At 69.8% G+C, this 24,101-nt stretch carries 21 protein-coding genes; 3 read left to right on the forward strand and 18 right to left on the reverse strand.

The genetic code is table 11. The features are described 5' to 3' along the window. Nucleotides 1–52 precede the first annotated feature (52 nt). Entirely contained in the window at nucleotides 53–748 is a 696-nt protein-coding gene (locus P5G46_RS01455) for a trimeric intracellular cation channel family protein (protein ID WP_239275350.1), read from the forward strand. A 304-nt stretch (nucleotides 749–1,052) separates the two neighbouring features. Here P5G46_RS01455 and leuA read toward each other — a convergent pair whose 3' ends face one another. The 14 genes from leuA to lepA all read right to left on the reverse strand — a co-directional run bounded on the left by leuA (nucleotide 1,053) and on the right by lepA (nucleotide 15,501). Continuing rightward, nucleotides 1,053–2,813, reverse strand: coding sequence for a 2-isopropylmalate synthase (gene leuA / locus P5G46_RS01460; RefSeq protein ID WP_408904823.1), 1,761 nt, complete (start codon nucleotides 2,811–2,813; stop codon nucleotides 1,053–1,055). 142 nt (nucleotides 2,814–2,955) lie between these two features. Beyond that, nucleotides 2,956–3,549: a GNAT family N-acetyltransferase gene (locus tag P5G46_RS01465; protein WP_408904824.1), complete on the reverse strand. Its 594-nt coding sequence runs from the start codon at nucleotides 3,547–3,549 to the stop codon at nucleotides 2,956–2,958. Further along, on the reverse strand, nucleotides 3,546–4,493 hold the full coding sequence (locus tag P5G46_RS01470) for a quinone oxidoreductase family protein (protein ID WP_408904825.1): 948 nt from the start codon (nucleotides 4,491–4,493) through the stop codon (nucleotides 3,546–3,548). The genes P5G46_RS01465 and P5G46_RS01470 overlap by 4 nt, the downstream gene beginning before the upstream one ends. A gap of 30 nt (nucleotides 4,494–4,523) precedes the next feature. After that, on the reverse strand, nucleotides 4,524–5,417 hold the full coding sequence (gene era, locus P5G46_RS01475; protein ID WP_408904826.1) for a GTPase Era: 894 nt from the start codon (nucleotides 5,415–5,417) through the stop codon (nucleotides 4,524–4,526). Next, nucleotides 5,414–6,727: a hemolysin family protein gene (locus tag P5G46_RS01480; protein WP_408904827.1), complete on the reverse strand. Its 1,314-nt coding sequence runs from the start codon at nucleotides 6,725–6,727 to the stop codon at nucleotides 5,414–5,416. The genes era and P5G46_RS01480 overlap by 4 nt, the downstream gene beginning before the upstream one ends. Continuing rightward, nucleotides 6,724–7,191, reverse strand: a complete 468-nt coding sequence (gene ybeY, locus P5G46_RS01485; RefSeq protein WP_239275362.1) for an rRNA maturation RNase YbeY — start codon at nucleotides 7,189–7,191, stop codon at nucleotides 6,724–6,726. Before ybeY ends, P5G46_RS01480 begins: the two co-directional genes overlap by 4 nt. Further along, nucleotides 7,188–8,216 (reverse strand): PhoH family protein, encoded by a 1,029-nt coding sequence (locus tag P5G46_RS01490; protein WP_239275438.1) that lies wholly within the window; start codon nucleotides 8,214–8,216, stop codon nucleotides 7,188–7,190. The genes ybeY and P5G46_RS01490 overlap by 4 nt, the downstream gene beginning before the upstream one ends. Nucleotides 8,217–8,265: 49 nt before the next feature. Then, nucleotides 8,266–8,613 (reverse strand): HIT domain-containing protein, encoded by a 348-nt coding sequence (locus P5G46_RS01495; RefSeq protein ID WP_408904828.1) that lies wholly within the window; start codon nucleotides 8,611–8,613, stop codon nucleotides 8,266–8,268. A gap of 104 nt (nucleotides 8,614–8,717) precedes the next feature. Beyond that, the gene (locus P5G46_RS01500; protein ID WP_408904829.1) at nucleotides 8,718–9,452 is read right to left on the reverse strand and encodes a 16S rRNA (uracil(1498)-N(3))-methyltransferase; all 735 of its coding nucleotides are present in this window, start codon (nucleotides 9,450–9,452) and stop codon (nucleotides 8,718–8,720) included. Between the two features lie 2 nt (nucleotides 9,453–9,454). Beyond that, nucleotides 9,455–10,576: a molecular chaperone DnaJ gene (gene dnaJ, locus P5G46_RS01505; RefSeq protein ID WP_408904830.1), complete on the reverse strand. Its 1,122-nt coding sequence runs from the start codon at nucleotides 10,574–10,576 to the stop codon at nucleotides 9,455–9,457. 51 nt (nucleotides 10,577–10,627) lie between these two features. Beyond that, complete coding sequence (hrcA, locus tag P5G46_RS01510; RefSeq protein WP_239275370.1) at nucleotides 10,628–11,668, reverse strand: heat-inducible transcriptional repressor HrcA; 1,041 nt, start codon at nucleotides 11,666–11,668, stop codon at nucleotides 10,628–10,630. 81 nt (nucleotides 11,669–11,749) lie between these two features. Further along, nucleotides 11,750–12,967, reverse strand: a complete 1,218-nt coding sequence (hemW, locus tag P5G46_RS01515) for a radical SAM family heme chaperone HemW (protein WP_239275372.1) — start codon at nucleotides 12,965–12,967, stop codon at nucleotides 11,750–11,752. Continuing rightward, nucleotides 12,967–13,611: a DUF1990 domain-containing protein gene (locus P5G46_RS01520; RefSeq protein WP_408904831.1), complete on the reverse strand. Its 645-nt coding sequence runs from the start codon at nucleotides 13,609–13,611 to the stop codon at nucleotides 12,967–12,969. The genes hemW and P5G46_RS01520 overlap by 1 nt, the downstream gene beginning before the upstream one ends. 45 nt (nucleotides 13,612–13,656) lie before the next feature. After that, nucleotides 13,657–15,501, reverse strand: a complete 1,845-nt coding sequence (gene lepA / locus P5G46_RS01525) for a translation elongation factor 4 (protein ID WP_239275376.1) — start codon at nucleotides 15,499–15,501, stop codon at nucleotides 13,657–13,659. A gap of 79 nt (nucleotides 15,502–15,580) precedes the next feature. Between lepA and P5G46_RS01530 the strand changes: the two genes are divergently transcribed. Together P5G46_RS01530 and rpsT are read left to right on the forward strand one after the other, a co-directional pair. Beyond that, nucleotides 15,581–16,303, forward strand: coding sequence for an alpha/beta fold hydrolase (locus P5G46_RS01530; protein WP_408904832.1), 723 nt, complete (start codon nucleotides 15,581–15,583; stop codon nucleotides 16,301–16,303). A gap of 118 nt (nucleotides 16,304–16,421) precedes the next feature. Next, complete coding sequence (gene rpsT / locus P5G46_RS01535) at nucleotides 16,422–16,682, forward strand: 30S ribosomal protein S20 (protein ID WP_076490365.1); 261 nt, start codon at nucleotides 16,422–16,424, stop codon at nucleotides 16,680–16,682. A 559-nt stretch (nucleotides 16,683–17,241) separates the two neighbouring features. On the opposite strand, the gene holA is transcribed toward rpsT, so the two are convergent. From holA to leuS, 4 genes are all read right to left on the reverse strand, one after another. Next, nucleotides 17,242–18,279 carry a DNA polymerase III subunit delta gene (gene holA, locus P5G46_RS01540; RefSeq protein ID WP_239275380.1) on the reverse strand — a complete coding sequence of 346 codons (1,038 nt, stop codon included), beginning with the start codon at nucleotides 18,277–18,279 and terminating at the stop codon, nucleotides 17,242–17,244. A gap of 111 nt (nucleotides 18,280–18,390) precedes the next feature. Continuing rightward, nucleotides 18,391–20,697, reverse strand: coding sequence for a ComEC/Rec2 family competence protein (locus P5G46_RS01545; protein ID WP_408904833.1), 2,307 nt, complete (start codon nucleotides 20,695–20,697; stop codon nucleotides 18,391–18,393). Continuing rightward, on the reverse strand, nucleotides 20,694–21,107 hold the full coding sequence (locus tag P5G46_RS01550; protein ID WP_408904834.1) for a ComEA family DNA-binding protein: 414 nt from the start codon (nucleotides 21,105–21,107) through the stop codon (nucleotides 20,694–20,696). The genes P5G46_RS01545 and P5G46_RS01550 overlap by 4 nt, the downstream gene beginning before the upstream one ends. A 371-nt stretch (nucleotides 21,108–21,478) precedes the next feature. After that, a complete protein-coding gene (leuS, locus tag P5G46_RS01555) occupies nucleotides 21,479–24,055 on the reverse strand; it encodes a leucine--tRNA ligase (RefSeq protein ID WP_408904835.1) in 2,577 nt (858 codons plus the stop codon). Nucleotides 24,056–24,101 lie beyond the last annotated feature (46 nt).

Below are 24,101 nucleotides of genomic sequence, written 5' to 3' on the forward strand. Positions count from 1 at the left end.
CGGCGGTGCGCCGCGCGCGGGGCGCTGCGACCTCCGCGGGAGAATGGATGCCGTGAACCCGCCCGTCTTCATCATCCCGCTGTGGGCCGACCTCACCGCCGTCGCCCTCGGCGGCGTGCAGGGTGCACTCTTCGCCTCCGGCTTCCAGGGCCAGCGGCGCCTCGACCTGCTCGGCGTCGCGATCATCGGCATCCTGCTGGGCATGGGAGGCGGACTCATCCGCGACCTCCTGCTGGGGCTGACACCCGCGACCCTGCAGAACAACTGGTATCTCATCACCGCGACGGTCGCCTCTCTCGTGGGCATGCTGCTGTCGGGGATCTTCCAACGGCTGAACCGTGCGATCGTTCTGCTGGACGCCGTCGTCATCGGACTCTTCGGCGCCTTCGGCACGTCGAAAGCGCTCGCGCTCGGGCTGCCCGCGGTGCCCGCCGTGTTCGTCGGCGTCCTCGCCGCCGCCGGCGGGAGTGTGCTGCGCGACGTGCTGATGGGACTCCCCGTGGCGATCATGCACGTCGGTTCTCTGTACGCGGTCGCCGCCGGAGGAGGGTGCGCGGTCCTGGCGACGGCAGCGGCGTTCGGTGCACCGCTCCCCGTGGCGGCGGTGGTGGGGGTGATCGTGACGACGGTGATCCGCGTCCTCGCCGTCCTGTTCGACCTCTCCCTGCCCGAGCAGCGCAAGCTCTACCGCCGGAAGGTCGCGGTGGAGACCACCGGCATCCCGATCATCCGCGACCCCGACGCGTGAGTCGCCCGCATGCGCGCGCCGCCGGCAGGGGCGCGAGTCGCCAGAATTTGTCGCCTCGAGACGCTCTCGGGCGACAAATCCTGGCGACTCGCGCGCGAGGGGCGTGGCTACGCTGACCCGGTCTCCTCGACGATCAGCGGGGAACGGAACGGGTGGCACAACTGGGGCCCATTCGGCTCGGTAAGGGCTGCTTCTACATCAAGAGGCTCTCCGACATCGATTCGGCGCTGCTCTCCGAGCAGATCGCGCGCGCGTACACCGCGCGCGCAGACCCCATGGCGACTCGCGCCCGGATACGCCCGGCTCAGACGCCGGCGAGGGCGCCCGAGCGCTGACGGGTACGGATCGCGCGGTTCACGCCCGAGACGATCGCCTTGAGCGACGCGGTCGAGATGTCGTTGTCGATGCCGACACCCCACAGGCGCTGGTCGTCGACCTGCAGCTCGATGTACGCCGCGGCCTGGGCGTCGCCGCCCGAGCTCAGCGCGTGTTCGACGTAGTCGTACAGCGTGACGTCGAACCCCTGCGCCCGCACGATCTCGAGGAACGCGGCGACGGGTCCGTTGCCGACGGCCGACGCGGGATGGGTCGCGTCACCATCGCGGAGCGTCACCTCGAGCGAGACGTCGCCCGACATGTCGCTCGAGGAGCGCGTCGACAGCAGCTCGAAGCGGCCCCAGCGCTGGTCGTCGTCCTTAGTCGGCAGGTACTCGTCGGTGAAGATGTCCCAGATCTGGGCGCTCGAGACCTCGCCGCCCTCGGCGTCGGTGCGGGCCTGCACGACACCGGAGAACTCGATCTGCAGCTTGCGCGGCAGATCGAGGGCGTGGTCCGCCTTCAGCAGGTACGCGACGCCGCCCTTGCCGGACTGGGAGTTGACGCGGATGACGGCCTCGTACGAACGGCCGAGGTCCTTCGGGTCGACGGGCAGGTACGGAACCGCCCACTCGATGTCGTCGATGCTCTTGCCCTCGGCGGCGGCCCGGGCCTCCATGGCCTCGAAGCCCTTCTTGATGGCATCCTGATGCGAACCGCTGAAGGCGGTGAAGACCAGGTCGCCGGCCCACGGGCTGCGCTCGGGGACGGGCAGCTGGTTGCAGTACTCGACGGTGCGCTTCACCTGGTCGATGTCGCTGAAGTCGATCTGCGGGTCGATCCCCTGCGTCAGCAGGTTCACGCCCAGGGCGACCAGGTCGACGTTTCCGGTGCGCTCACCGTTGCCGAAGAGGCATCCCTCGATCCGGTCGGCTCCGGCCATGTACCCCAGCTCCGCCGCGGCGACGGCGGTGCCGCGGTCGTTGTGCGGGTGCAGCGACAGGATGACGTTCTCGCGGTGGTTCAGGTTCCGCGACATCCACTCGATCGAGTCGGCGTACACGTTGGGGGTCGCCATCTCGACGGTGGCCGGCAGGTTCAGGATGACTTTGCGCTCGGGCGTCGGCTGGAAGACCTCCAGAACCTCGTTGCAGATCCGCAGCGCGAACTCCAGCTCGGTGCCCGTGTAGCTCTCGGGAGAGTACTCGTAGAAGACCTCGGTCTCGGGGATCGTGGCTTCGTACTTCTTGCACAGCCGCGCACCCTCGAGAGCGATGTCGACGATGCCCTGCTGGTCGGTGCGGAAGACCACCTCGCGCTGCAGCACGCTCGTGGAGTTGTAGAGGTGGACGATGGCCTGCTTCGCGCCGGCGATCGCCTCATAGGTGCGGGCGATCAAGTGCTCGCGAGCCTGCGTCAGCACCTGGATCGTGACGTCATCGGGAATGAGGCCGTCTTCGATCAGCTGCCGCACGAAGTCGAAGTCGGTCTGGCTCGCCGAGGGGAAGCCGACCTCGATCTCCTTGTAGCCCATCTTCACCAGCAGGTCGAACATGACCCGCTTGCGCTCGGGGCTCATCGGATCGATGAGGGCCTGGTTGCCGTCGCGCAGATCGACGGCGCACCACCGGGGTGCGGTCTCGATGCGCTTGCCCGGCCACGTGCGGTCGGGCAGGTCGACGCGAATCTGCTCGTGGAAGGGACGGTACTTGTGCACCGGAGCGGACGTGGGCTTCTGCGTGTTCTTCATGAGGGTTCGCTTCTCTTGTCTGTCTGGAGGGGCCGACGACGAGCTCCGCGACGAGGAAGGCCCTTAGAACGAGGACTCGTCGCGGCAGCTAAGAAGAAGCAGGCCACCGAAGCGCATTCTGCGATCGTAGCACTGGGTCGCGTCATGCCTCACGTGGCGGTGTCCATTCGCGGGCGAGGACGGCGTAGTCGACCTCGTCGCTCCACCGGCCCTTGAACCATTCGTTCTCGACCAGGTGTGCTTCTCGGCGCATCCCCAGGCGCTCGGCGAGGGCGAGGGAACGGACGTTGTCCGCGTCGATGCGCGCAACGAGACGGCGCAGACCGTAGATCGAGAACGCGGTATCGATGAGGGCACGAACCGCCTCGGTGGCCAACCCCTGGCCCCCTGCGGCAGGGCTCAGGACCCACCCGATCTCGGCCGAACCTGCGTCGCCGTCGAGGTGGAACAGCACGAGGTCGCCGATGATCGCTCCATCGGCCACCCGCTCGATCACCAGGACGACCCCGGCGCGATCCCCCTCCAGCCGGGTCTGCCCGAAGAGGTGTCCGATGCGTCGCCGGATGTCGTCGGTCGTCTGAGGCTCGAACGGCAAGAAACGGCAGACGTCCGCATCTCCGCGGTAGACCGCCATCGCGTCCAAGTCGCCTTCGAGAAATGGGCGCAGACGCACACGGTCGCGGACGACCTCGAGCGACGCCGGCGCGGACGGCAGGACGAACGGCGACGCACTCACGACAGCAGCGCGACCTTGCCGCCGGGGTGGCCCTGCATCACGAAGCGCACTGCCTCGGGCGCGTCGGCGAGCGGGTACGTGCGGGCGACCGGCACCTCGAGATCCCCGGATGCCGCGAGCTCGAGCACGCGGGCCCGGGCGATGTCGCGGAACCTCGCGCTCTCGGGTCGCGCGCCCGCGATCCACAGGATGCCGTGGGTCTCCGCGTGCTGCGGAGACACGATCGTCACGATACGGTCGCGCTCGGCCACCAGAGCGAGCGAAACCGCGAGGGCTTCGTCGGTGCCGGCGGCATCCCACGCGGCGGCGATCGGCGCTCCCCCGGCCGCCTCGAGGACGCGCTCAGTCAACCCGTCCCCGTAAGCCACGGGCAGGCCGCCGAATTTCCGCACTCGCGCGGCGGAATCGTCGGCGTCCGGGCCGACCGTCCCGATGACGCGGATGCCGAGTGCGCGCGCCTGCTGCAAGAGGCTCACACCCACCGCGCCGGATGCCGCGTGCAGCAGCACGGTCTCACCCGCTGTGGTCCGGGTCACCTGGATCATCTCCGCAGCGGTCGTTCCCGCCAGCAGAAGGTTCGCTGCCTCGGCATGCGACAGCGCAGCCGGCTTGGCGAACGCATCGCGCGCGGGGAGAGTCAGTTCGGTCGCGTACCCGCCCTGAACGCGGAACGCGACGACCTCATCCCCCACCGTCAGCGGTCCGGAGCCGCCGACCGCGTCGGGGCCGACCGCGGTGACCTCGCCCGACAGCTCGTACCCGATGGGCACCGGGAAGATCACCCCCGGCCGCGGAGCCGCGACGTGCTTGGCATCCGCCGGGTTCACCCCGGCCGCATGGACGCGAACGGTGACCTCGCCCGGGCCGGGCTCCGGTACCTCGATCTCGGCGAACGTCCAGTTCTCGGGAGATCCGGGCGTCTGAGCCCGCCACTGCTGCGCCATCGTGGTCGTCCTTCCGGCCGGTCGACGCGGTCAGAAACCGAGGCGACCGAGCTGCTTGGGGTCGCGCTGCCACTCTTTGGCGACGCGCACGTGCAGGGACAGGTATACCCGCCCGCCCACGAGTGGCTCGATCCCCTTGCGCGCCCGCGCCCCCACGTCCGCCAGGCGCGAGCCCTTGCGGCCGATGATGATCGCCTTCTGGCTGTCGCGCTCGACGACGATGTTGGCGTACACGTCGGTGAGATCGCTGTCCTCGCGTGCCGACACGTCGTCGACCGTCACCGCGATGGAGTGCGGCAACTCGTCGCGCACCCCGTCGAGAGCCGCTTCACGAATGATCTCGGCGATGCGATCCTCGAGGGACTCGTCGGTCACGACATCGTCGGGGTACAGCGCCGGCCCCTCGGGCATGAGCGAGAGCAGCTCATCGCTGAGGACGTCGAGCTGGTCGCGGGTGACGGCCGAGAGCGGGATGACCGCTGCCCAGTCCTCGCGGAGGGCATCCACTTCGATCAGACGCTCGGTGATCTGCTCCCGCGTCGCGGCGTCCGTCTTGGTGACCAGGGCGACCTTCTTGGCCCGGGGGTAGCCGGTCAGCGACTCGGCGATGCGTCGGTCGCCGGGACCGACCTTCTCCGTCGCCGGTGCACAGAAGGCGATCACGTCGACATCTCCCAGTACCTGCTCGACGAGGTCGTTGAGTCGCTGCCCCAGCAGCGTCCGCGGACGATGGATGCCGGGCGTGTCGACGACGACCAGCTGACCGCCGGGCCGGTTGACGATCCCGCGGATGGCGCGTCGAGTGGTCTGCGGCTTCTCGCTCGTGATCGCCACCTTCTCGCCCACGAGCGCGTTCGTGAGGGTGGACTTTCCCACATTGGGGCGTCCGACGAAGGTCACGAAGCCGGATCGGGTGTCGGTCATCTGTCGTTCCTCTCGCGAGCGGAGCCCGCGGGCGCCGTCTCGTCGTTGTCGTCGTCGACCTCGGCGCGTTCGACGATCACCGTCGCGATGCCGCGATTGCGACCGCGCGAGGCGCCGCCGGTCATGACGAGACCGGAGTGCTCGGCAGTGGCGCCGGGCTGCGGGATGCGACCGAGCGCCTTGCCGAGCAGACCGCCGATCGAGTCGACGTCCTCGTCGTCGAGCTCGAGGCCGAACAGGTCACCGACCTCGTCGAGACCGAGACGGGCGCTGATGCGGTAGCGGCCGTCCTCCAACGGCACGATCTCGGTCGACGGTGCGTCGTACTCGTCGGAGATGTCCCCGACCAGCTCCTCGATCAAGTCCTCGAGGGTGACCAGGCCCGCCACGCCGCCGTACTCATCCACCGCGAGGCAGACGTGCACGGCATCCTTCTTCATCTGCTGGAGCAGCGTCTCGGCCTTCATGGACTCGGGCACGAACACCGGGGGGCGCGCGATGCGGCGGATGGGCGCGTCGCGCCACCCGTCCTCCTCGCGGAAGGCGAACTGCACCAGATCTTTGAGATACAGCATGCCGACGACGTCATCGGCCTCGTCATCGGCGAGCGGGACGCGCGAGACGCCCTTGTCGAGGAACAGCCCCAGCGCCTCGCGGGTGGTGGCGGTGGCATCCACCGTCACCATGTCGGTACGCGGCACCATGACCTCGCGCACGTAGCGGTCCGTGAAGTCGAACACGGAGTGGATGAGCTCGCGGTCGTCCTCCTCGATGAGCTCGTTCTCGGCGGCCTCATCGATGATGCTGAGGAGCTGCTCCTCCGACGCGAACGATGTCGAGTGCGAGACGCCGGGTGTGATGCGGTCACCGACAGCGACCAGCCCATGAGCCAATGGTCCGAGCAGGACACGCATGCCCCGGATGATCGGGGCTCCGCCGCGCAGCAGACCGGTCGCGTGCTGACGTCCGACGGCGCGCGGGCTGGCGCCGACCGCGACGAACGAGATCCCCGTCATGATCACTGCGGCGGCGATGACCGCGAGCCAGATGTTATCGAAGAGGAGCATGAAGGCGGCGGCGACGAGGACCGCCGCGGTCGTCTCGGCGAGGACCCGGATGAAGACGACGGCCGTGACGTGCGCGCTCGGGTCGTCGGCGATGCGTTGCAACGACCGGGCGTTTCGACCCGCGGCGCCGAGCTCGACGAGATCCGCGCGCGAGGTCACCCCCAACGCGGCCTCGGAGGCGGCCATGAAGCCGCCGAAACCGACGAGGACGAGCGCCGCGACGAGAAGGAGGGCTTCGGTCATGCGCGGCGGCGGCGCTCGACGGCCTGGAAGCCGGCGATGAGCTCGCGCTGGAGTCCGAACATCTCTCGCTCCTCATCGGGCTCGGCGTGGTCGAAGCCGAGGAGGTGGAGAAGGCCGTGCGTGGTGAGGAGGATCAGCTCGTCCTGGGTGGAGTGCTTCGCAGCGACGGCCTGCGTCTCGGCCACGGCGGGGCACAGCACGATGTCGCCGAGGAGCCCGGCGGGCGTCGGGGAATCCTCGGTGCCCGGACGCAGCTCGTCCATGGGGAAGCTGAGCACGTCGGTCGGTCCGGGCTCGTCCATCCACTGCACGTGGAGCGACTCCATTGCGCCCTCGTCGACCAGCACGATGGCGACGTCGGCATCCGGGCTCACGTGCAGTTCGGCGAGGTTGTGCTCCATGAGGCGCAGGAGCACCTGCTCGTCGACCTCGTGGCCGGATTCGTTGTTGATCTCGATCGTCATGAACGGTTTCGTCTCGGGAGGTGATCGCGCGGACCCGCGGGACGGGCCGCGCCGCGGCGTTCGGCACGATTGGCGAACTCGGTGGCCTCGTCGCGTTCGCGGCGGGACATGAGCCGTCTCTCGTCATACTCGCTGTACGCATCGACGATACGACCCACGAGGGTGTGCCGCACGACGTCGTCGCTGGTGAGGTAGGCGAAGTGGATGTCGTCGATCTCGCCGAGCACGCGCGTCACCAGTCGCAGACCCGAGGCGCCCTGCGGCAGGTCGATCTGTGTGATGTCGCCCGTGACCACCATGCGGGTTCCGAAGCCGAGACGCGTCAGGAACATCTTCATCTGCTCGGGCGTGGTGTTCTGCGCCTCGTCGAGCACGACGAACGAGTCGTTGAGGGTCCGACCGCGCATGTAGGCCAGCGGTGCGACCTCGATGGTGCCCGTCGCCATGAGCTTGGGGACGATGTCGGGGTCCATCATCTCGTTGAGAGCGTCGTACAGCGGGCGCAGGTAGGGGTCGATCTTGTCCGTGAGGGTGCCCGGCAGGAATCCAAGGCGCTCCCCCGCTTCGACCGCGGGACGCGTGAGGATGATGCGGCTGACCTCTTTGCGCTGCAGCGCCTGCACAGCCTTGGCCATCGCGAGATAGGTCTTTCCGGTACCGGCGGGGCCGATGCCGAAGACGATCGTGTTCTCCTCGATGGCGTCGACGTACGCCTTCTGCCCGAGCGTCTTGGGACGGATGACTTTCCCGCGCGACGAGAGGATGGCTTCACCGAGCACCTCGGACGGGCGCGGGCCCCCATCGGAGCGGAGGATCCGACTGGAGCTGGACACGTCCGCCGGGTCCAGACCCTGACCGTTGCGCGTCATGGTGAGCAGCTCGTCGACCAGACCTTTCGCCGCGGCGACCGCCGCAGCCGCACCGGAGAGCGTGATCTCATTGCCGCGCACGTGAACGTCGACGTCGGGGTGCTCCTTCTCGACGACGCGCAGGAGGCGGTCTTGGGGCCCCAGGAGCTGGACCATGGCGACGCCGTCGGCGTACAGACGCTCGACGACGGGTTCTTCGGGGGAATCAGCCACCCGTGCTCTTTTCGTTCAGGCCGCCCGCGAGGACGTGGGCGTGTACATGGAAAACGGTCTGGCCGGCGCCGGCGCCGGTGTTGAAGACGAGACGGAAGTCACCGTCGGCGTGCTCGGTCGCGACGGAATTGGCCAACCCCACGATCTCCGTGAGCAGAGCCGGGTCGCCCGCCGCGAGCTCGACGACGTTGCGGTACTCCTGGGTCTTGGGGATCACCAGCAGATGCACCGGCGCCTGCGGCGCGATGTCGCGGATGGCGAACGCGTTCTCGGTCTCGGCGACGATCTCGGCGGGAATCTCGCCCTGGAGGATGCGCGTGAAGATCGTCGGCTCGCTCATGGCATCCAGTCTATCGACGGGGTCCGACGACGGGTCGGGCGCGCCGCGGGCGGTGCTGGCGTGCCGTGGTGGCGGAGGATCGGCTCTCGGCTCCGGCGTTCGGGCTACCAGCGCCCGGTGGCGGCCGAGATCACCGCGATCGCGGCCGCGCCGGCGGTGGACGTGCGCAGGACGGTCTCGCCCAGGCGCACGACACGCGCGCCCGCGTGCCGCAGCGCGTCGAGCTCCTCGGGGGCGATACCGCCCTCGGGGCCGACGACGAGCACGACATCGCGCTCATCGGAGGGGACGGATGCCACCTCCGTCAGCCTCTCGGCGGCCGACGGCTCGAGTACGAGCACGCGAGAGTCACCCGCGCGCGCGACCACCTCGGCCAGGCGCGCGACGCCCTCGACCTCGGGGATCCAGGGGCGGTGCGCTTGCTTCGCCGCCTCGCGCACGATCGTCCGCCAACGGGCCAAGCCTTTCTCGGCCTTGGCATCCCACCGCGACACGCTGCGCGCGGCCTGCCAGGGCACGATCACGTCGACGCCCAGCTCGGTCGCCGCCTGCACGGCGAGCTCGTCGCGATCGCCCTTCGCCAGTGCCTGCACGAGCACGATGCGCGGGGCCGGCGCCGGAACCTCGGCGCGGCCCGTCACGAGCACCGAGACCTCTTTCGGCGCCACCGCGCTCGTGCGTCCCTCGAGCCACACGCCACGCCCGTCACCGAGCGTCACCGCCTCGTCGACGCGAACGCGCCGTACCGCCGCGGCGTGATGCGCCTCGGGGCCGGTGAGCACCACGACATCGCCCGCGACAGCCGCGGTCGCGTTCTCCGTGACGAAGTGCAGAGCCACGGTCAGTGCCGGAAACGGTCGCGGAACTTGGAGAACAGGCCCTGCTGGTGCTCGGAGAGGCGCGGCCTCGGGGCCTTCGTGCGCTTGGCGAACTCCTCGATCAGCGCGCGCTCCTTGTGGTCGAGACGGGTCGGCGTGACCACGTGGACACCGACCTTGAGGTCGCCGCGCTGGCTGCCGCGCAACGGCGTGATCCCGCGTCCCTTGATGGTGAGTACGTCACCGGACTGCACCCCCGGTCGCACCTCCAGGTCGACGCTGCCGTCGAGCGACTCGATGGTGGTGGTCGTGCCGAGGATGGCATCCGGCATCGATACCTCGAGGGTGGCGAGCAGGTCGTCGCCCTCGCGGCTGAACGAATCGTGCGACTCCACCGTGATTTCGAGGTACAGGTCGCCGTTGGGTCCGCCGGCGGGACCGACCTCGCCGGAGCCGGGGAGCTGCAGTCGTAGACCGGTCTCGACACCGGCGGGGATGTCGACCGACACCGTCCGGCGTGCGCGCACCCGTCCCTGACCCTGGCACGTCCCGCAGGGGTAGGGGATGGTCGTGCCGTGCCCCTGGCAGACGCTGCAGGGCTGGCTCGTCACGACGTTGCCGAGGAGGCTGCGAACGGTGCGCTGGACGTGACCCGAGCCGTGGCAGATGTCGCACGTGACCTCGGTCGTCCCGGGCTGCGTGCACGCGCCCTGGCACGTCTCGCATAGCACCGCCGTGTCGACCTCCAGGTCGCGGTGGACGCCGAAGACGACGTCGCCGAGGCTCAGGGTCACCCGCACGAGGGCGTCCTGGCCGCGCTCGCGCCGCGAGCGGGGACGCGGTCCGCGTGCGCCGCCGCCCTGCGCACCGCCGAAGAACGTCTCGAAGATGTCGCTGAACCCGCCGAACCCGGCGGCGCCCCCGCCGCCGAACGGGTTCTGGTCACCGCCCATGTCGTAGCGACGGCGCTGCTCGGGGTCGCTGAGCACGTCGTACGCGTGGGTGACGAGCTTGAATCGCTCGGATGCATCCTCGCCCGGGTTCACATCTGGGTGCAGCTCACGGGCGAGCCGACGGTACGCCTTCTTGATGTCGTCGGCGCTGGCGTCGCGTGCGACGCCGAGGACCTCGTAGTGGTCAGCCACAATCGCCTTCCTGCCCGCTCGCGCGGGGTCGATCTCTGCGTGGGGTGTTCGTCAACGAGCGCTGTCGTCGTCTTCGAGCATCCGGGTCAGGTAATGCGCGACGGCGCGGACCGCCGCGAGGTTGGAGGAATAGTCCATGCGGGTCGGACCGAGCAGACCCACGCGGGCTCCGCCGGCCGTGCCGTCGTACCGGCTCGCGAGGACGGATGCCTCGACCAGACCGAAGGGCTCGTTCTCGCGGCCGATGCTGGCCGAGAGGCCCTGCTCGTCGGCGACCATCTCGCTCATGAGGCGCAGGAGCGTCACTTGCTCCTCGATGGCCTCCAGCAGCGGGTAGATGCTGCCGCGGAAATCGGATTCGCGCTTGGCGAGCGTGGCAGCGCCGGCCATGACCAGACGGTCCTGGCGGAACTCCTCGAGTTCTTCGCCGACGACGCGGAGCACCGCGTCCGCGATCGCATCGAGCACCATGCCCGGCCGCGGGGGTTCGCTCGTCGCGGAGGCGACGGTCTGCGCGCAGTCGGCGACGCTGCGCCCCACCAGGAGGGCTCCGACACGGGCCCGGAGCTGGACGATGTCACTCTCGGTCGGCTCGGCCGGGACGAGCGCGATGCGCTGGGAGACCCGGCCGGTGTCGGTGACGAGGATGACGAGCACGCGCGGGCCACCGAGGGCGACGAGTTCGACGTGCGAGAGGTTCGCGCGGGAGAAGGAGGGGTACTGGACGATCGCGACCTGGCCGGTCAGCTGCGTGAGCGCGCGGACGGTACGGGCGAGGAGGTCGTCGAGGTCGCCGGCTTCGTCGAGGAACGACGTGATCGCGCTGCGCTGCGCGGTCGACAGAGGACGGAGCTCGGCGAGGTGGTCGACGAAAACGCGGTACCCCTTGTCGGTGGGAACGCGTCCGGACGACGTGTGCGGCGCGACAATGAGGTCTTCGTCCTCCAGCTGGGCCATGTCGTTGCGGATGGTCGCCGCCGAGACACCGAAAGCGTGCCGCTCGACGATCGCCTTGCTGCCGACGGGCTCACGCGTGTCGACGTAGTCCTGCACGATCGCGCGGAGCACCTGCAAGCCGCGTTCGGACACCATGGCCGGCTCCCTCCTTCTGGCACTCCGATCACCTGAGTGCCAATTCTAGGGCACGCGCCCGAAACGGAGCCGGAACGGCGCTCAGACCGTGAGTGCCCGCACGACGGCATCGGCGAGCAACCGGCCCCGACGCGTCAGCACGATGCGCCCGCGGACGGCATCCGGTCCTTCGACGAGTCCATCCGCGATAAGAGAGGCCACGGCCTTGCGGCCCTCGCCGAGGAGCTCCGACACCGGCAGGCCTTCGCGAATGCGGCTGCGCAACAGCACGGACTCCAGACGCCGGGCGGTGTCGTCGGGTCGCTCCCGCGCGGCGGCGGGCGACTCCCCCGCCGCCAGCCGCTGCGCGTAGGCGGCCGGGTGCTTCACGTTCCACCACCGGAGTCCGGCGACGTGGCTGTGTGCTCCGGGACCGAATCCCCACCAGTCCGTCCCCCGCCAGTAGGCGAGGTTGTGCCGGGACCGGTGCGCCGTGTCCGTGGCCCAGTTCGACACTTCGTACCAGTCGTACCCCGCGCCGCTCAGCAGGTCGTCGGCCAGCTCGTACATGTCGGCCTGCAGGTCGTCGTCCGGCATCGCCACGCTCCCCGAGCGGATCTGGCGCGCGAGCTTCGTGCCGTCCTCGACGATGAGCGCGTAGGCGGAGACGTGGTCGGGCCGCAGGGCGGTCGCCGTCTCGAGCGAGGCGCGCCAGTCGTCGAGCGACTCCCCCGGGGCGCCGTAGATGAGGTCGAGCGAGACGTCGAGCCCCGCCCGGCGCGCAGCGGCCACCGCGGTGGCCACGTTGCGCGGATCGTGGGTGCGGTCGAGCACGGCGAGCACGTGCGGCTGCGCGGACTGCATGCCGATCGACAGCCGCGTGACGCCGGCCTCCGCCAGAGTCTCGGCGACACGGTCGTCGACGGTGTCGGGGTTCGCCTCCACGGTGACCTCGGCTCCCTCGGCGATCCCGAACTCCCCGCGCACCGCGTCGAGCATGCGCGCGAGGTCGCCCGGAGGCAGCAGCGTCGGGGTGCCTCCGCCGAAGAACACCGTGGATGCCGCGCGCCGGGTGCCCGCGGCATCCATGACCCCGCTCGCCAGGCGCACCTCGGCGGCGAGCGTGTCGGCGAAGTCCTCCTGTCGCGCACCCCGCAACTCGCTCGAGGTGTACGTGTTGAAGTCGCAGTAGCCGCAGCGGACTCGGCAGAACGGCACGTGCAGGTACACGCCGAAGTCGGCCGTCGGGTCGAGCGGGAGATCGTCGGGCAGCCGCCCGTCGGGCGGGGCCGGGTCGCCGAGCGGAAGTGGCCCGCCCATCAGGACGTGTACAGCGGCGAGATCGCGCGCAGATACCGCTGGAACAGAGCGCGTCGGCGCCGGCGAACGCGACTGGCGAACACGCGGTACGACGGCGCGGTCGGGCGGTCGAAGGCGCGGACGACGAACCAGACCTCATCGTTGTCGCGCCATTCGAGAGCGAAGAGCTCCTCGCCGCTCACGATCGAGTGACCGACCGTGCCGAGGATGTATCCCACCCGCCGCGGCTCCTCGAACACCGAGATGACCCGCAGATGGGCGTCCGCGCGATGGCCGTCGACCTTGCCGTGCAGCCGCACGCTCGTGCCGGGGCTGACGAACGGTGTGCCGTCGGTGGCGAAGCGCTGCTCGGACTCGACGCGGCTCGGTGCGATCGGGGCGCCCTCGGCGTCGAACGCCACACCGGAGTACCCGCCGTCGGTGGCCGGCCGCACGTCCGTGATGCTCAGTTCTTCCGACCGCAACGGCGCCCACGACAGCAGCAGTTCGCTCGCCGCCGTGAAGCGCTCCTCGCCGCTGCCGATGCGCCAGGAGTCCTCGGCGGGAAGCGAGTGCTCGGGCGGGTACTGCATGAGGTCGTGCGCCTGGGTGGCGCCGACCGCGGCGTAGTCGACCGTGTCGTCGGTGAAGTTCTGCCGGCGCATGATCTTCAGTCTCCTAGGTCGAGGATGAGAGGACGGTGGGCGTGGTTACTTCTTGCCCTCGACGTCGCCGGACAGGGCGGCGATGAACGCCTCCTGCGGCACCTCGACGCGGCCGACCATCTTCATGCGCTTCTTGCCCTCTTTCTGCTTCTCGAGGAGCTTGCGCTTACGCGTGATGTCACCGCCGTAGCACTTGGCCAGGACGTCCTTGCGGATCGCGCGGATGTTCTCGCGCGCGATGATCCGCGCGCCGATCGCCGCCTGGATGGGAACCTCGAACTGCTGACGCGGGATGAGCTTGCGCAGTCGCTCGGTCATCATCGTGCCGTAGCTGTACGCCTTCTCGCGGTGGACAATCGAGCTGAAGGCATCCACCTTCTCGCCCTGGAGCAGGATGTCGACCTTCACCAGGTCGGCGGTCTGCTGACCGGCCGGTTCGTAGTCGAGGCTCGCGTACCCCTGCGTGCGGCTCTTGAGGTGGTCGAAGAAGTCGAACACGATCTCGCCGAGCGGCATGTTGTAGCGCAGTTCGACCCGATCTTCGCTGAGGTAGTCCATGCCGAGCAGCGTGCCGCGGCGCGACTGGCACAGCTCCATGACGGTGCCGACGTAATCCTTCGGAAGCAGGATGCCGACCTTGACGATGGGCTCGGACACTTCGGCGACCCGGCCGTCGGGGTATTCGCTCGGGTTAGTGACCGAGACGGTCTCACCGGTGTCGGTCGTGACCTCGTAGGTCACCGACGGCGCGGTGGTGATGAGGTCGAGACCGAACTCGCGCGACAGGCGCTCGGTGATGATCTCGAGGTGCAGCAGGCCGAGGAACCCGCAGCGGAAGCCGAAGCCCAGCGCCACCGAGGTCTCGGGCTCGTACTGCAGCGAGGCATCCGAGAGCTTCAGCTTGTCGAGCGCTTCGCGCAGCTCGGCGTAGTCGCTGCCGTCGATCGGGTAGATGCCCGAGAAGACCATCGGCTTCGGGTCGGTGTACCCCGCCAGGGCCTCGCTCGCGGGCTTGCGGTGGTTCGTGATCGTGTCGCCGACCTTGGACTGCCGCACGTCCTTCACGCCGGTGATGAGGTAGCCGACCTCGCCGACGCCGAGACCCTTGGTCGGCACGGGTTCGGGGCTCGACACACCGATCTCGAGCAGCTCGTGCGTCGCGGTAGTCGACATCATCTGGATGCGCTCGCGCGGCGAGAGCGCACCGTCGACCATGCGGACGTAGGTCACCACGCCGCGGTAGGCGTCGTACACCGAGTCGAAGATCATGGCGCGCGCCGGCGCGTCGGCCTGTCCGACGGGCGCGGGGATCTGCTCGACGATGCGGTCGAGCAGGGCTTCGACGCCCATGCCCGTCTTGCCGCTCACGCGCAGCACGTCTTCGGGCTTCCCGCCGATGAGACCGGCGAGCTCGGCCGCGTACTTGTCGGGGTCGGCCGCGGGCAGGTCGATCTTGTTCAGCACCGGGATGATCTGCAGATCGTTCTCGAGCGCAAGGTACAGGTTCGCCAGCGTCTGGGCCTCGATGCCCTGCGCCGCGTCGACGAGCAGGATGGCGCCCTCGCATGCGGCGAGGGAACGGCTGACCTCGTACGTGAAGTCGACGTGACCGGGCGTGTCGATCATGTTGAGCGCGAACGTCTCGCCCGAGGCCGCCCACGGCATGCGCACGGCCTGCGACTTGATCGTGATGCCGCGCTCGCGCTCGATGTCCATACGGTCGAGGTACTGCGCGCGCATGTCACGGTCGGCGACCACGCCGGTGATCTGCAGCATGCGGTCGGCCAACGTCGACTTGCCGTGGTCGATGTGGGCGATGATGCAGAAGTTGCGGATCTGCGCCGGCGGGGTGGCGGACGGCTCGAGGGGCTTCAGGGCGCGCGGTGACATGTTCCGTCGATTCTACGGGCGCGCGCCCACTTCGCCGCGCCGGGGTCCCGGCATCCGGAGCTTTCGTACGCTGGATGCCATGACGGTCCAGGTCGTGCTCGTGCACGGCATCCGCACGTCGGCGAGCATGTGGCGAGCGCAGGTGGAGCACCTGCGCGGTCGCGGCAACCCGGTGACCGCGGTGGACCTGCCCGGCCACGGAACCCGCCGCGGCGAGACCTTCACGCTCGATGAGGCGTTCGCGACGATCGATCGCGCCGTCCGGGAAGCCGCCTTGCGGGGCCCCGTGCTGCTGGTGGGGCACTCGATGGGGGGACTGCTGTCGATCGAGTACGTCGGCAGCGAGGAGAAGCCACCGGTCGCGGCCTTCGTCGCGGCATCCTGCACGTCCATCCCCCGCGGGGTCGGGCTCGCCGCCTACCGCTTCTTCGCCCGGCGGCTGGACGCCTTCCCCGACCGGGGGATGCGCGTGACCAACTACGTGCTCGAACGCACGCTGCCGCCGGAGACGCGGGAGGACTTCGGCGCCGGCGGGTACGCGTTCGACGTGCAGGACACGGCCCTGCGCAGCCTCTCCGTGCTCGATCTGCTCGCGGCGCTCCGGCGCATCGACGTGCCGCTGTGGTTCGTGAACGGGCAGTGGGACCAGCTGCGGGTCAACGAGAAGCTGTTCCTGTCGGTGGCGCGCGACGCGGAGCTCATCGTCGTTCCGCGCACGACGCACCTCGTGACGGCGATGCGGCCGCGCGTGTTCAACGCCGTGCTGGACGTGGCGCTCACCACGGTCGAGGCCTCGACCTGATAGACTCGACGCTTGGCTTGCGTGTGGGGTTTTTCCCGACCTCCACGACCGCCGGTGCAGCGTCCCTCTACCGCTCGCCCGGCACTTCCAACACTCACTCAAACGAAAGACCGTCGACGTGGCGAACATCAAGTCGCAGATCAAGCGCAACAAGACCAACGAGAAGGCGCGCGAGCGCAACAAGGCCGTCAAGAGCGAGCTCAAGACGCACGTGCGCCGCACGCGCGAGGCCGTCCTCGCCGGTGACAAGGAAGCCGCCGAGAAGGCGCTCGTCCTCGCCGGCAAGAAGCTCGACAAGGCCGTGAGCAAGGGTGTCATCCACCAGAACCAGGCCGCGAACCGCAAGTCGGCCATCGCGAAGCAGGTCGCCGCTCTCTGAGCCGCATCCTTTCGACAGCCCGTCCCGCATCGCGGGGCGGGCTTCGTCGTTCACAGGTGCATCGCAGCGCCGTTCGGTGTTGCCGTATTCCTGTGCGCGCACGCGGGTGCGGTCGTGGGCTGCGGGGTGTGGTTCGTGCATTGGGGCGCGCACCGATCGCCCCAGTGCACACAGTGCGCCCCGGTGCCCCATCGCGGCCCAGCGCCGCATCGCGCCCCCGCGTCGCTGTAGACACAGGCGGGTACGGTCGTGAGGCTGCGGGTCGTCATTGATGCATTGGGGCGCGCACCGACCGCCCCAATGCACACAGTGCACCCCGGTGCGTAGCGTGCGGCTCTGCGCCCACATCGCGCCCCAGCACCCACATCGCGGCGCAGCGCCCACATCGCGGCGCAGCGCCCACATCGCGGCGCAGCGCGCACATTGCGGTGCAGCGCCCGCATCGCGCCCCCGTGTTCCTGTGGGTACGGTCGTGAGGCTGCGGGGCGTCGTTCGTGCATTGGGGCGCGCATCGACCGCCCCAGTGCACACAGTGCGCCCCGGTAGGCGAAGAGCCCGGTCAGCGGCCGTAGGGCTGGCGGGTCGCGATGATCGTGATCATGCGCTCGAGCGCGAACACCGCGTCGCGGGAGGCGCCCTTGACTTCGGCGTCGGCGCGGGCGGTGGCGTGGATGGCCATGCCGAGGCTCGCGGCGGTCCAGCCGACGAGGTCGCGGCGGGCGCGGTCGACCTGCCAGTCCTTCATGCCGAGGCGATGGGCCAGTGCCGACGACGATTCGCGGTTGCCGGCGACGCGCGCCATCGTCCGCAGCTTCATCGCGACGGCGGCGACGAGCGGAACCGGGTCGGCTCCGGATGCCAGGGCGTGCCGCAGCGCGAGAAGGGCCTGGCCGTAGTGGCCCGCGATCGCCGTGTCGGCCACGGTGAAGGCGGATGTCTCGACCCGGCCACCGTAATAGCGCTCGACCGTGCGCTCGTCGATGTCGCCGGGGACGTCGGCGATCAGCTGCTGGCACGCGGCCGCCAGCTCGGTGAGGTCATCGGCGAACGCGGAGACGAGGGAGCGGAGGGCGACCGGCGCGATCCTCTTCTGCGCGGCCTTGAACTCGCCGACGGCGAAGTCGAAGCGGTCGGAGTCGCGCTTGATCGCCGGGCACGCGATCTCGATGCCGTTCCCCTGGCCGGCCCGGATGGCATCCAAGAGCTTCTTGCCGCGCACGCTCGCTCCGGTGTGGCGTAGGACGACCGTCGCCCCATCCTGCGGGTGCGCGAGGTACGAGAGCGCCTCGGTGAGGAAGGTGTCGGAGCACTTCTCGACGCCGCCGACGCGGACGAGCCGCGGCTCACCGAACAGCGACGGGGAGGTTACAGCCAGCAGGGTACCGGCCGCGTAGTCGTCGGCGCGGACGTCGGTGACCTCGAGGCTCGGATCCTCGCTCTTGAGGTAGTCGCGGACGCCCGCGATCGCGCGTTCGGCGCACACCTCTTCGGGACCGGACACGAGCACGATCGGCGCGGGCTGCGGAGTGCGCCAGCCGATCTGCGGGATCGCCGACTTCGCCTTCGCGGGGGCGGAGCGTCGGAGGGCCGGAGTCACTCCCCCAGCCTACCGACCGGGTCGGACACGGGTGCCGGTTGGTCGCCGGCGCGACGGTCGTCGGCCGGGACCACGCCGCAGGCGCCACGGGGCACGCCTCGCCGGAGAGTCTCACGGCCCCCCTTGCCGCCACAGCGCCAGCCGCCCGTGCCCGTCGCGCCAGACCGCGACGATGCCATCCGTGTCGGTGCGGGCGGCGACGGTTCCGCACTGCCGCAGGATGTCGAGCAGCGCGGAGGTCGGATGCCCGTACGTGTTGTCGGCACCGACACCGATGAGGCCGACGGTCGCGTCGAGCCGGCGATACAGCTCGGCGTCTTGATCCGCGCTGCCGTGATGGGAGACCTTCACGATCTCCGCGCGCGGCACGTCGATGCGGCGCAGGAGGCTCGCCTGCGGCTCGGCACCGAGGTCGCCGAGCATCACGGTACGGGGAAATCCCGGACCGGTGACGTCGATCGCGACGCTGGCGTCATTGCCCGGTTCCATCCCCGGGAGCGGACCGAGCGCCTGCCACCGGGTGGTGCCGACCTCTCCCGTCATCCCCATCACGGCGGCGATCAGCCGCGCGCCACCGGCGGCGTACCGGTCGAGCAGCCTCTGGTCGGCCGGCTCCCCCGGAGGGCCGTGGATGACGACGTCCGCTCGCCCGAGGATCGCGGCCGAACCACCGACATGGTCTTTGTCGAAGTGTGTGAGCACGACCAGGTCGAGGTGGCCGATTCCGAGCGTCTGGAGGCAGTCGGCGAGCGGCTCGGGCTCGGGTCCTGTGTCAACGAGCGCCACCTGCGAGCCCGACCGCCACAGGGTGGCATCCCCCTGACCGACATCGCACATCGTCACCTGCCAATCGGCCGGAACGGTGAGCGAACCGCCAACCGTTCGGATGGCGCTCGTCCCCCCGGCCGACCCGATCAGAACCGCGACCACCACCGTCGCCAGGGCGGTGAGTCGCGGCACACGGCGCGGACGCGCGACTGCCAGCACGATCGCGCCGCCCACCACGGCCAGGAGTGCCGCACCGAACGGACCGTCGGGCCACGGGAGGTTCTGAACCGGAAGGGATGCCGTCGTGTGGGCGACGCCGGCGATCCACGCGGCGGGGATCCACGCGAGCGCGGTCAGCCCGTCACGCAGCCACGGGAACGGTGCGATGCAGGCGAGCACCCCGGCGATCGTCGCCGGTGCCGCCGCGGGCTCGGCGAGCATGTTCGCGGCAACGCCCAGCAGTGGGACGTGCGGGTCGATGAGCACGATGAGCGGACCGCACACGATCTGCGCCGACGCCGGGACCGCCAACGCGAGCGCGAGCGGTCTCGGCATACCGCGTGCCAGTCCGTCGGCGAGCGGTCGCGCGAGGACGAGAAGCGCCGCGGTGGCCGCCGCCGACAGTGCGAATCCGAGCGAGCGGCACAACCACGGGTCGACAATCAGCAACAGGGAGACCGCCGCGGCGAGCACGGCGATCCCGACCGTGGGTCGACCGAACCCGAGCGCCAGGATGCCGATCGCGCTCATGGCCGCGGCCCGGACGACGCTCGGCTCGGGGGTCACGAGCACGACGAACCCCGCCAGGACCGTGAGAGCTCCGACCACGCGAACCCACCGGCGTGCCCCGCACCCGGCGAGAAGCATGAACGCCGCACCGACCACCAGCGCGCAGTTCGCTCCCGATACGGCGGTCAGATGTGACAGCGAGGAGACTTTCATCGCGGCCTCGGTCGGCGCCTCGAGACTCGACGTGTCGCCGACGGCCAGCCCCGGGATCAGCCCGGCCCCGGGCTGCGGCAGCCCGTGGCTCGAGGCGGTGAGACCGTCACGGAGGCTTTCAAACACCGCCCACCCGCCGTGGGGTGGCGGTGCGCGCTCTACCTCGGTAACGCGCAGCACCAGCACTGCTCTCTCCGCGGGGTCGGTGGGGATCGCTCGGCCGGTGACGACGATCTCGCTTCCCTGCCCCACGGCGGAGAGGTGTTCCCGACCCTCGGCGTCCAGCCCGATGCGGGCGGGAATTACGCCGCGCACGGTCGTGTCTCCCGCGGTCACCGCGGACGCCGTCGCGTCGAACCACGCTCCACCGTCAGCGCTCCCCGAGACGTGGCCCGTCACCGTGGCCACCACGCGCAGATGGCGGCCCCCGTCGGCCTCGAGATGGGCGATGGCCTGGCGTATCGGCGCCATGGCGGCCACCGAACCTGCGGCGGACGCGGCGCACGCCAGAGCCACCGCCGCAACCAGCGCCGCGGGATGCCGGAACCGAAGAAAGGATGCCGCCGCAACCGCGACGGCGATTAGCAGCACGATCGTCAGCATCCCGGCCGTCGGTATCGCCGTCGCGACGGCGGCTCCGGTCCAGGTGAACCCCGCGACGCTCACGGGGCGCCACGCCCTCCGCCGAAGCGCCTGCCGCTCGCTCACACACGCACCAGGTCGCGGAGGCTCGCGAGCATCTTCTCGCCGATCCCGGGTACGGAGCCGAGGTCGTCGACGCTCGTGAAGCGTCCGTTCTCGTCACGCCACGCCAGAATGCGGTCCGCGAGCGCCGGACCGATCCGAGGCAGCGCATCGAGTTGCTCTCGCGTCGCGGTGTTCAGGTCGAGCGGGCCGGACGTCGCGCCCTCGCCTCCGCCGACAGCGGGAGGGACGGCTCCCACGACCGGCACGACGATCTGCTCTCCGTCCGTCACGGTCCTCGCAAGGTTCACCCCGTCGCGCGCCGCGTCGTCGGCGAATCCGCCGGCACGGGCGATGGCATCCGCCACCCGGTCCCCCACCGCGAGTCGATACAGGCCGGCTTCACGGACGGCGCCCGCGACGTGGACATACACGCCGGCGTGGGGTGGGGGCTGACGTCGGCGGTCGACGTCGGCGCCGTCGTCACCGTCTCGGTTCCCGTCGCTCCGCGAAAGATCCCGATTCCGACGGTCACCGCGAAGCCGAGCAGCACCAGGACGATCACCGCTCCCACCCCGAGCCGGCGACGCGGATCGAGACGGGGAGCCGGAGAGTCGGTATCGAGGACGGTGGCCACTCGGGAACGTTACGAAGAAGCAGCGCGCTCTGGCGGGCCCCGGAGGGAGGACGGTGGACGGGCCTCCAGATCCACTTCGTGGGGAGGACGCGTTCACAGTCGAAAACGACGGATGCCACGCCCCCGCGCTCCGCGGAGCGCCGAGGCGTGGCATCCAGACGACGACCGCTACTTCGTCGAGAAGCTGACCACCTTGGGCGGCCGCACGACCGCACGCACGATCTCGCGGTCCCCCAGCGCGCGACGTACCTTCTCGTCGGCGCGGGCGGCGGCCTCGAGCTCGTCGGCGCCGATCTTGGCGGACACCTCAAGCGTGCCGCGCACCTTGCCGTCGATCTGCACGACCGCCGTCACGGTGTCTTCCACGAGCAGCGTCGGGTCGGCCTGGCGCCACGTGACGAGGCCGACGAAGCCGTCGTACCCGAGCGTCTGCCACATCTCTTCGGCGGTGTGCGGGGCGAACAGGTCGAGGGTCATCGCGATGACCTCGGCGGCCTCGCGGACCGCGGGGTCGCTCGCGCCGGCCTTCCCATCGATCGCCTTCCGGGTGGCGTTCACGAGCTCCATGAGGCGGGCGACGACGACGTTGAACTTCGTCTGCTCGACGAGGTTCGGCGCCTCGGCCAGCAGGCGGTGCGTGACGCGGCGGAGCGCCTGGTCACCCTCGGCCCACACCACGTCGGTCTCGCTGTCGACGTCGTGCGCGATGCGGAGCGCCCGCGCGAGGAACTTCGCCGCCCCCGTGGTCGAGACGTCGTTCCAGTCCTTGTCGTCCTCTACCGGCCCGGCGAAGGCCAGGGCCACGCGCAGCGCGTCAGCACCGTGGGCGTCGAGCTCCTCCTGGAAGAGCACGAGGTTGCCCTTGCTCTTCGACATCTTCGCGCCGTCGAGGATGACCATGCCCTGGTTGATGAGGCTCGAGAAAGGCTCGGTGAACTCCACCAGGCCCATATCGAACAGGGCCTTGGTGATGAAGCGCGCGTACAGCAGGTGCAGGATCGCGTGCTCGACACCGCCGATGTAGAAGTCGACGGGGCCCCACTTGCGTGCCTCGTGCATCGAGAACGCCTCGTTGGGGTCGGTCGGCGACAGGAAGCGCAGGAAGTACCACGAGCTGTCGACGAACGTGTCCATCGTGTCGGGGTCGCGCCGCATGGTCTGCCCGGTCTCGGGGTCGGTGACCTGCACCCAGTCGGTCGCCGCGCCCAGCGGCGAGGAACCCTTCGGCTTGAGGTCGAGCCCCTCGACGGAGGGCAGCACGACGGGCAGCTGGTCCTCGGGCACCGGGACGATCGACCCGTCCTCGCCGTGCAGCATCGGGATGGGCGTCCCCCAGTACCGCTGACGGGAGATCAGCCAGTCGCGCAGACGGTACGTCTTCGCGGCGCGGCCGACGCCCTTCGCCTCGAGCTCCTCGATCATGCGCGTGATCGCGTTGCGCTTGGACAGGCCGTTGAGCGAGCCGGAGTTGATCATGCGGCCGTCACCGGTCAGGGCCACTCCGGTCTTGACCGGATCGAGGTCGTCGACCTCGCCGAGCGGGTCGATCGGCACGCCGTCCTCGTCCACCTCGATCACCGGGATCGCGCCGGTCACCGGGGCGTTCGTGTCGACGACGACCTTGACCGGCAGGTCGAAGGCGCGTGCGAAGTCGAGGTCGCGCTGGTCGTGCGCGGGCACGGCCATGACCGCGCCGTGGCCGTAGTCGGCCAGGACGTAGTCGGCCGCCCAGATGGGGAGCTTCTCGCCGTTGATCGGGTTGATCGCGTAGTGACCCAGGAACACGCCGGTCTTCGGCCGGTCGGTCGCCTGGCGCTCGATGTCGGTCGCGCGCTGGACCTCTTCGAGGTAGGCCTGGAACTTCTGCCGCACCTCGATGTCGGCGGATGCCGCGAGCTCGGCCGCCAGGTCGGACTCGGGCGCGACGACGAAGAACGTCGCCCCGTGCAGGGTGTCGGGGCGGGTCGAGAACACCGTGATCTTCTCGGCGCGGCCCTCGATCTCGAACGCGATGTCGGCGCCGACCGAGCGGCCGATCCAGTTGCGCTGCATCTGGATGACCTTCTGCGGCCAGAAGCCCTCGAGCTGGTTGAGGTCGTCGAGCAGACGGTCGGCGTAGTCGGTGATGCGCAGGAACCACTGCGTCAGCTTCTTCTTGACGACGACCGCGCCGCTGCGTTCGCTCGTTCCGTCGGGCAGGACCTGCTCGTTGGCGAGCACGGTCTGGTCGACCGGATCCCAGTTGACGAGGGCGTCCTTGCGGTACGCGAGACCCTTCTCGTACAGCTTCTGGAACAGCCACTGGTTCCAGCGGTAGTACTCGGGGTCGCTCGTGTGCAGCACGCGGCTCCAGTCGAACGAGACGCCGTAGTCCTTCAGGCTCTCCTTCTGCTGCGCGATGTTCGCGTAGGTCCACTCCACGGGGTCGGCCCCGCGCTTGATCGCGGCGTTCTCGGCGGGCAGCCCGAACGAGTCCCAACCGATGGGGTTGAGGACGTTGTAGCCGCGGTGGCGCCAGAAGCGCGCCACGATGTCGGAGTACAGGTAGTTCTCGGCGTGACCCATGTGCAGGTCGCCCGAGGGGTACGGGAACATCGCGAGCACGTACTTGCGCGGACGCGTGTCGGCGTCGCCGCCGGCGCGGAACGGGTCTTTCTCCGCCCACGCCTTCTGCCACTTCGCCTGGATCTCGTGGGGGTCGAAGCCTCCGTCGGCGGACGGCGCGGAAGAGGGGTTCTGAGACACGGGTGAGACCAATCGTGAAAGTCGGGAGGCCGCGAGGGCCGGCGTC

This window comes from Microbacterium mcarthurae (genome assembly GCF_046064585.1).
GTDB lineage: Bacteria > Actinomycetota > Actinomycetes > Actinomycetales > Microbacteriaceae > Microbacterium > Microbacterium mcarthurae.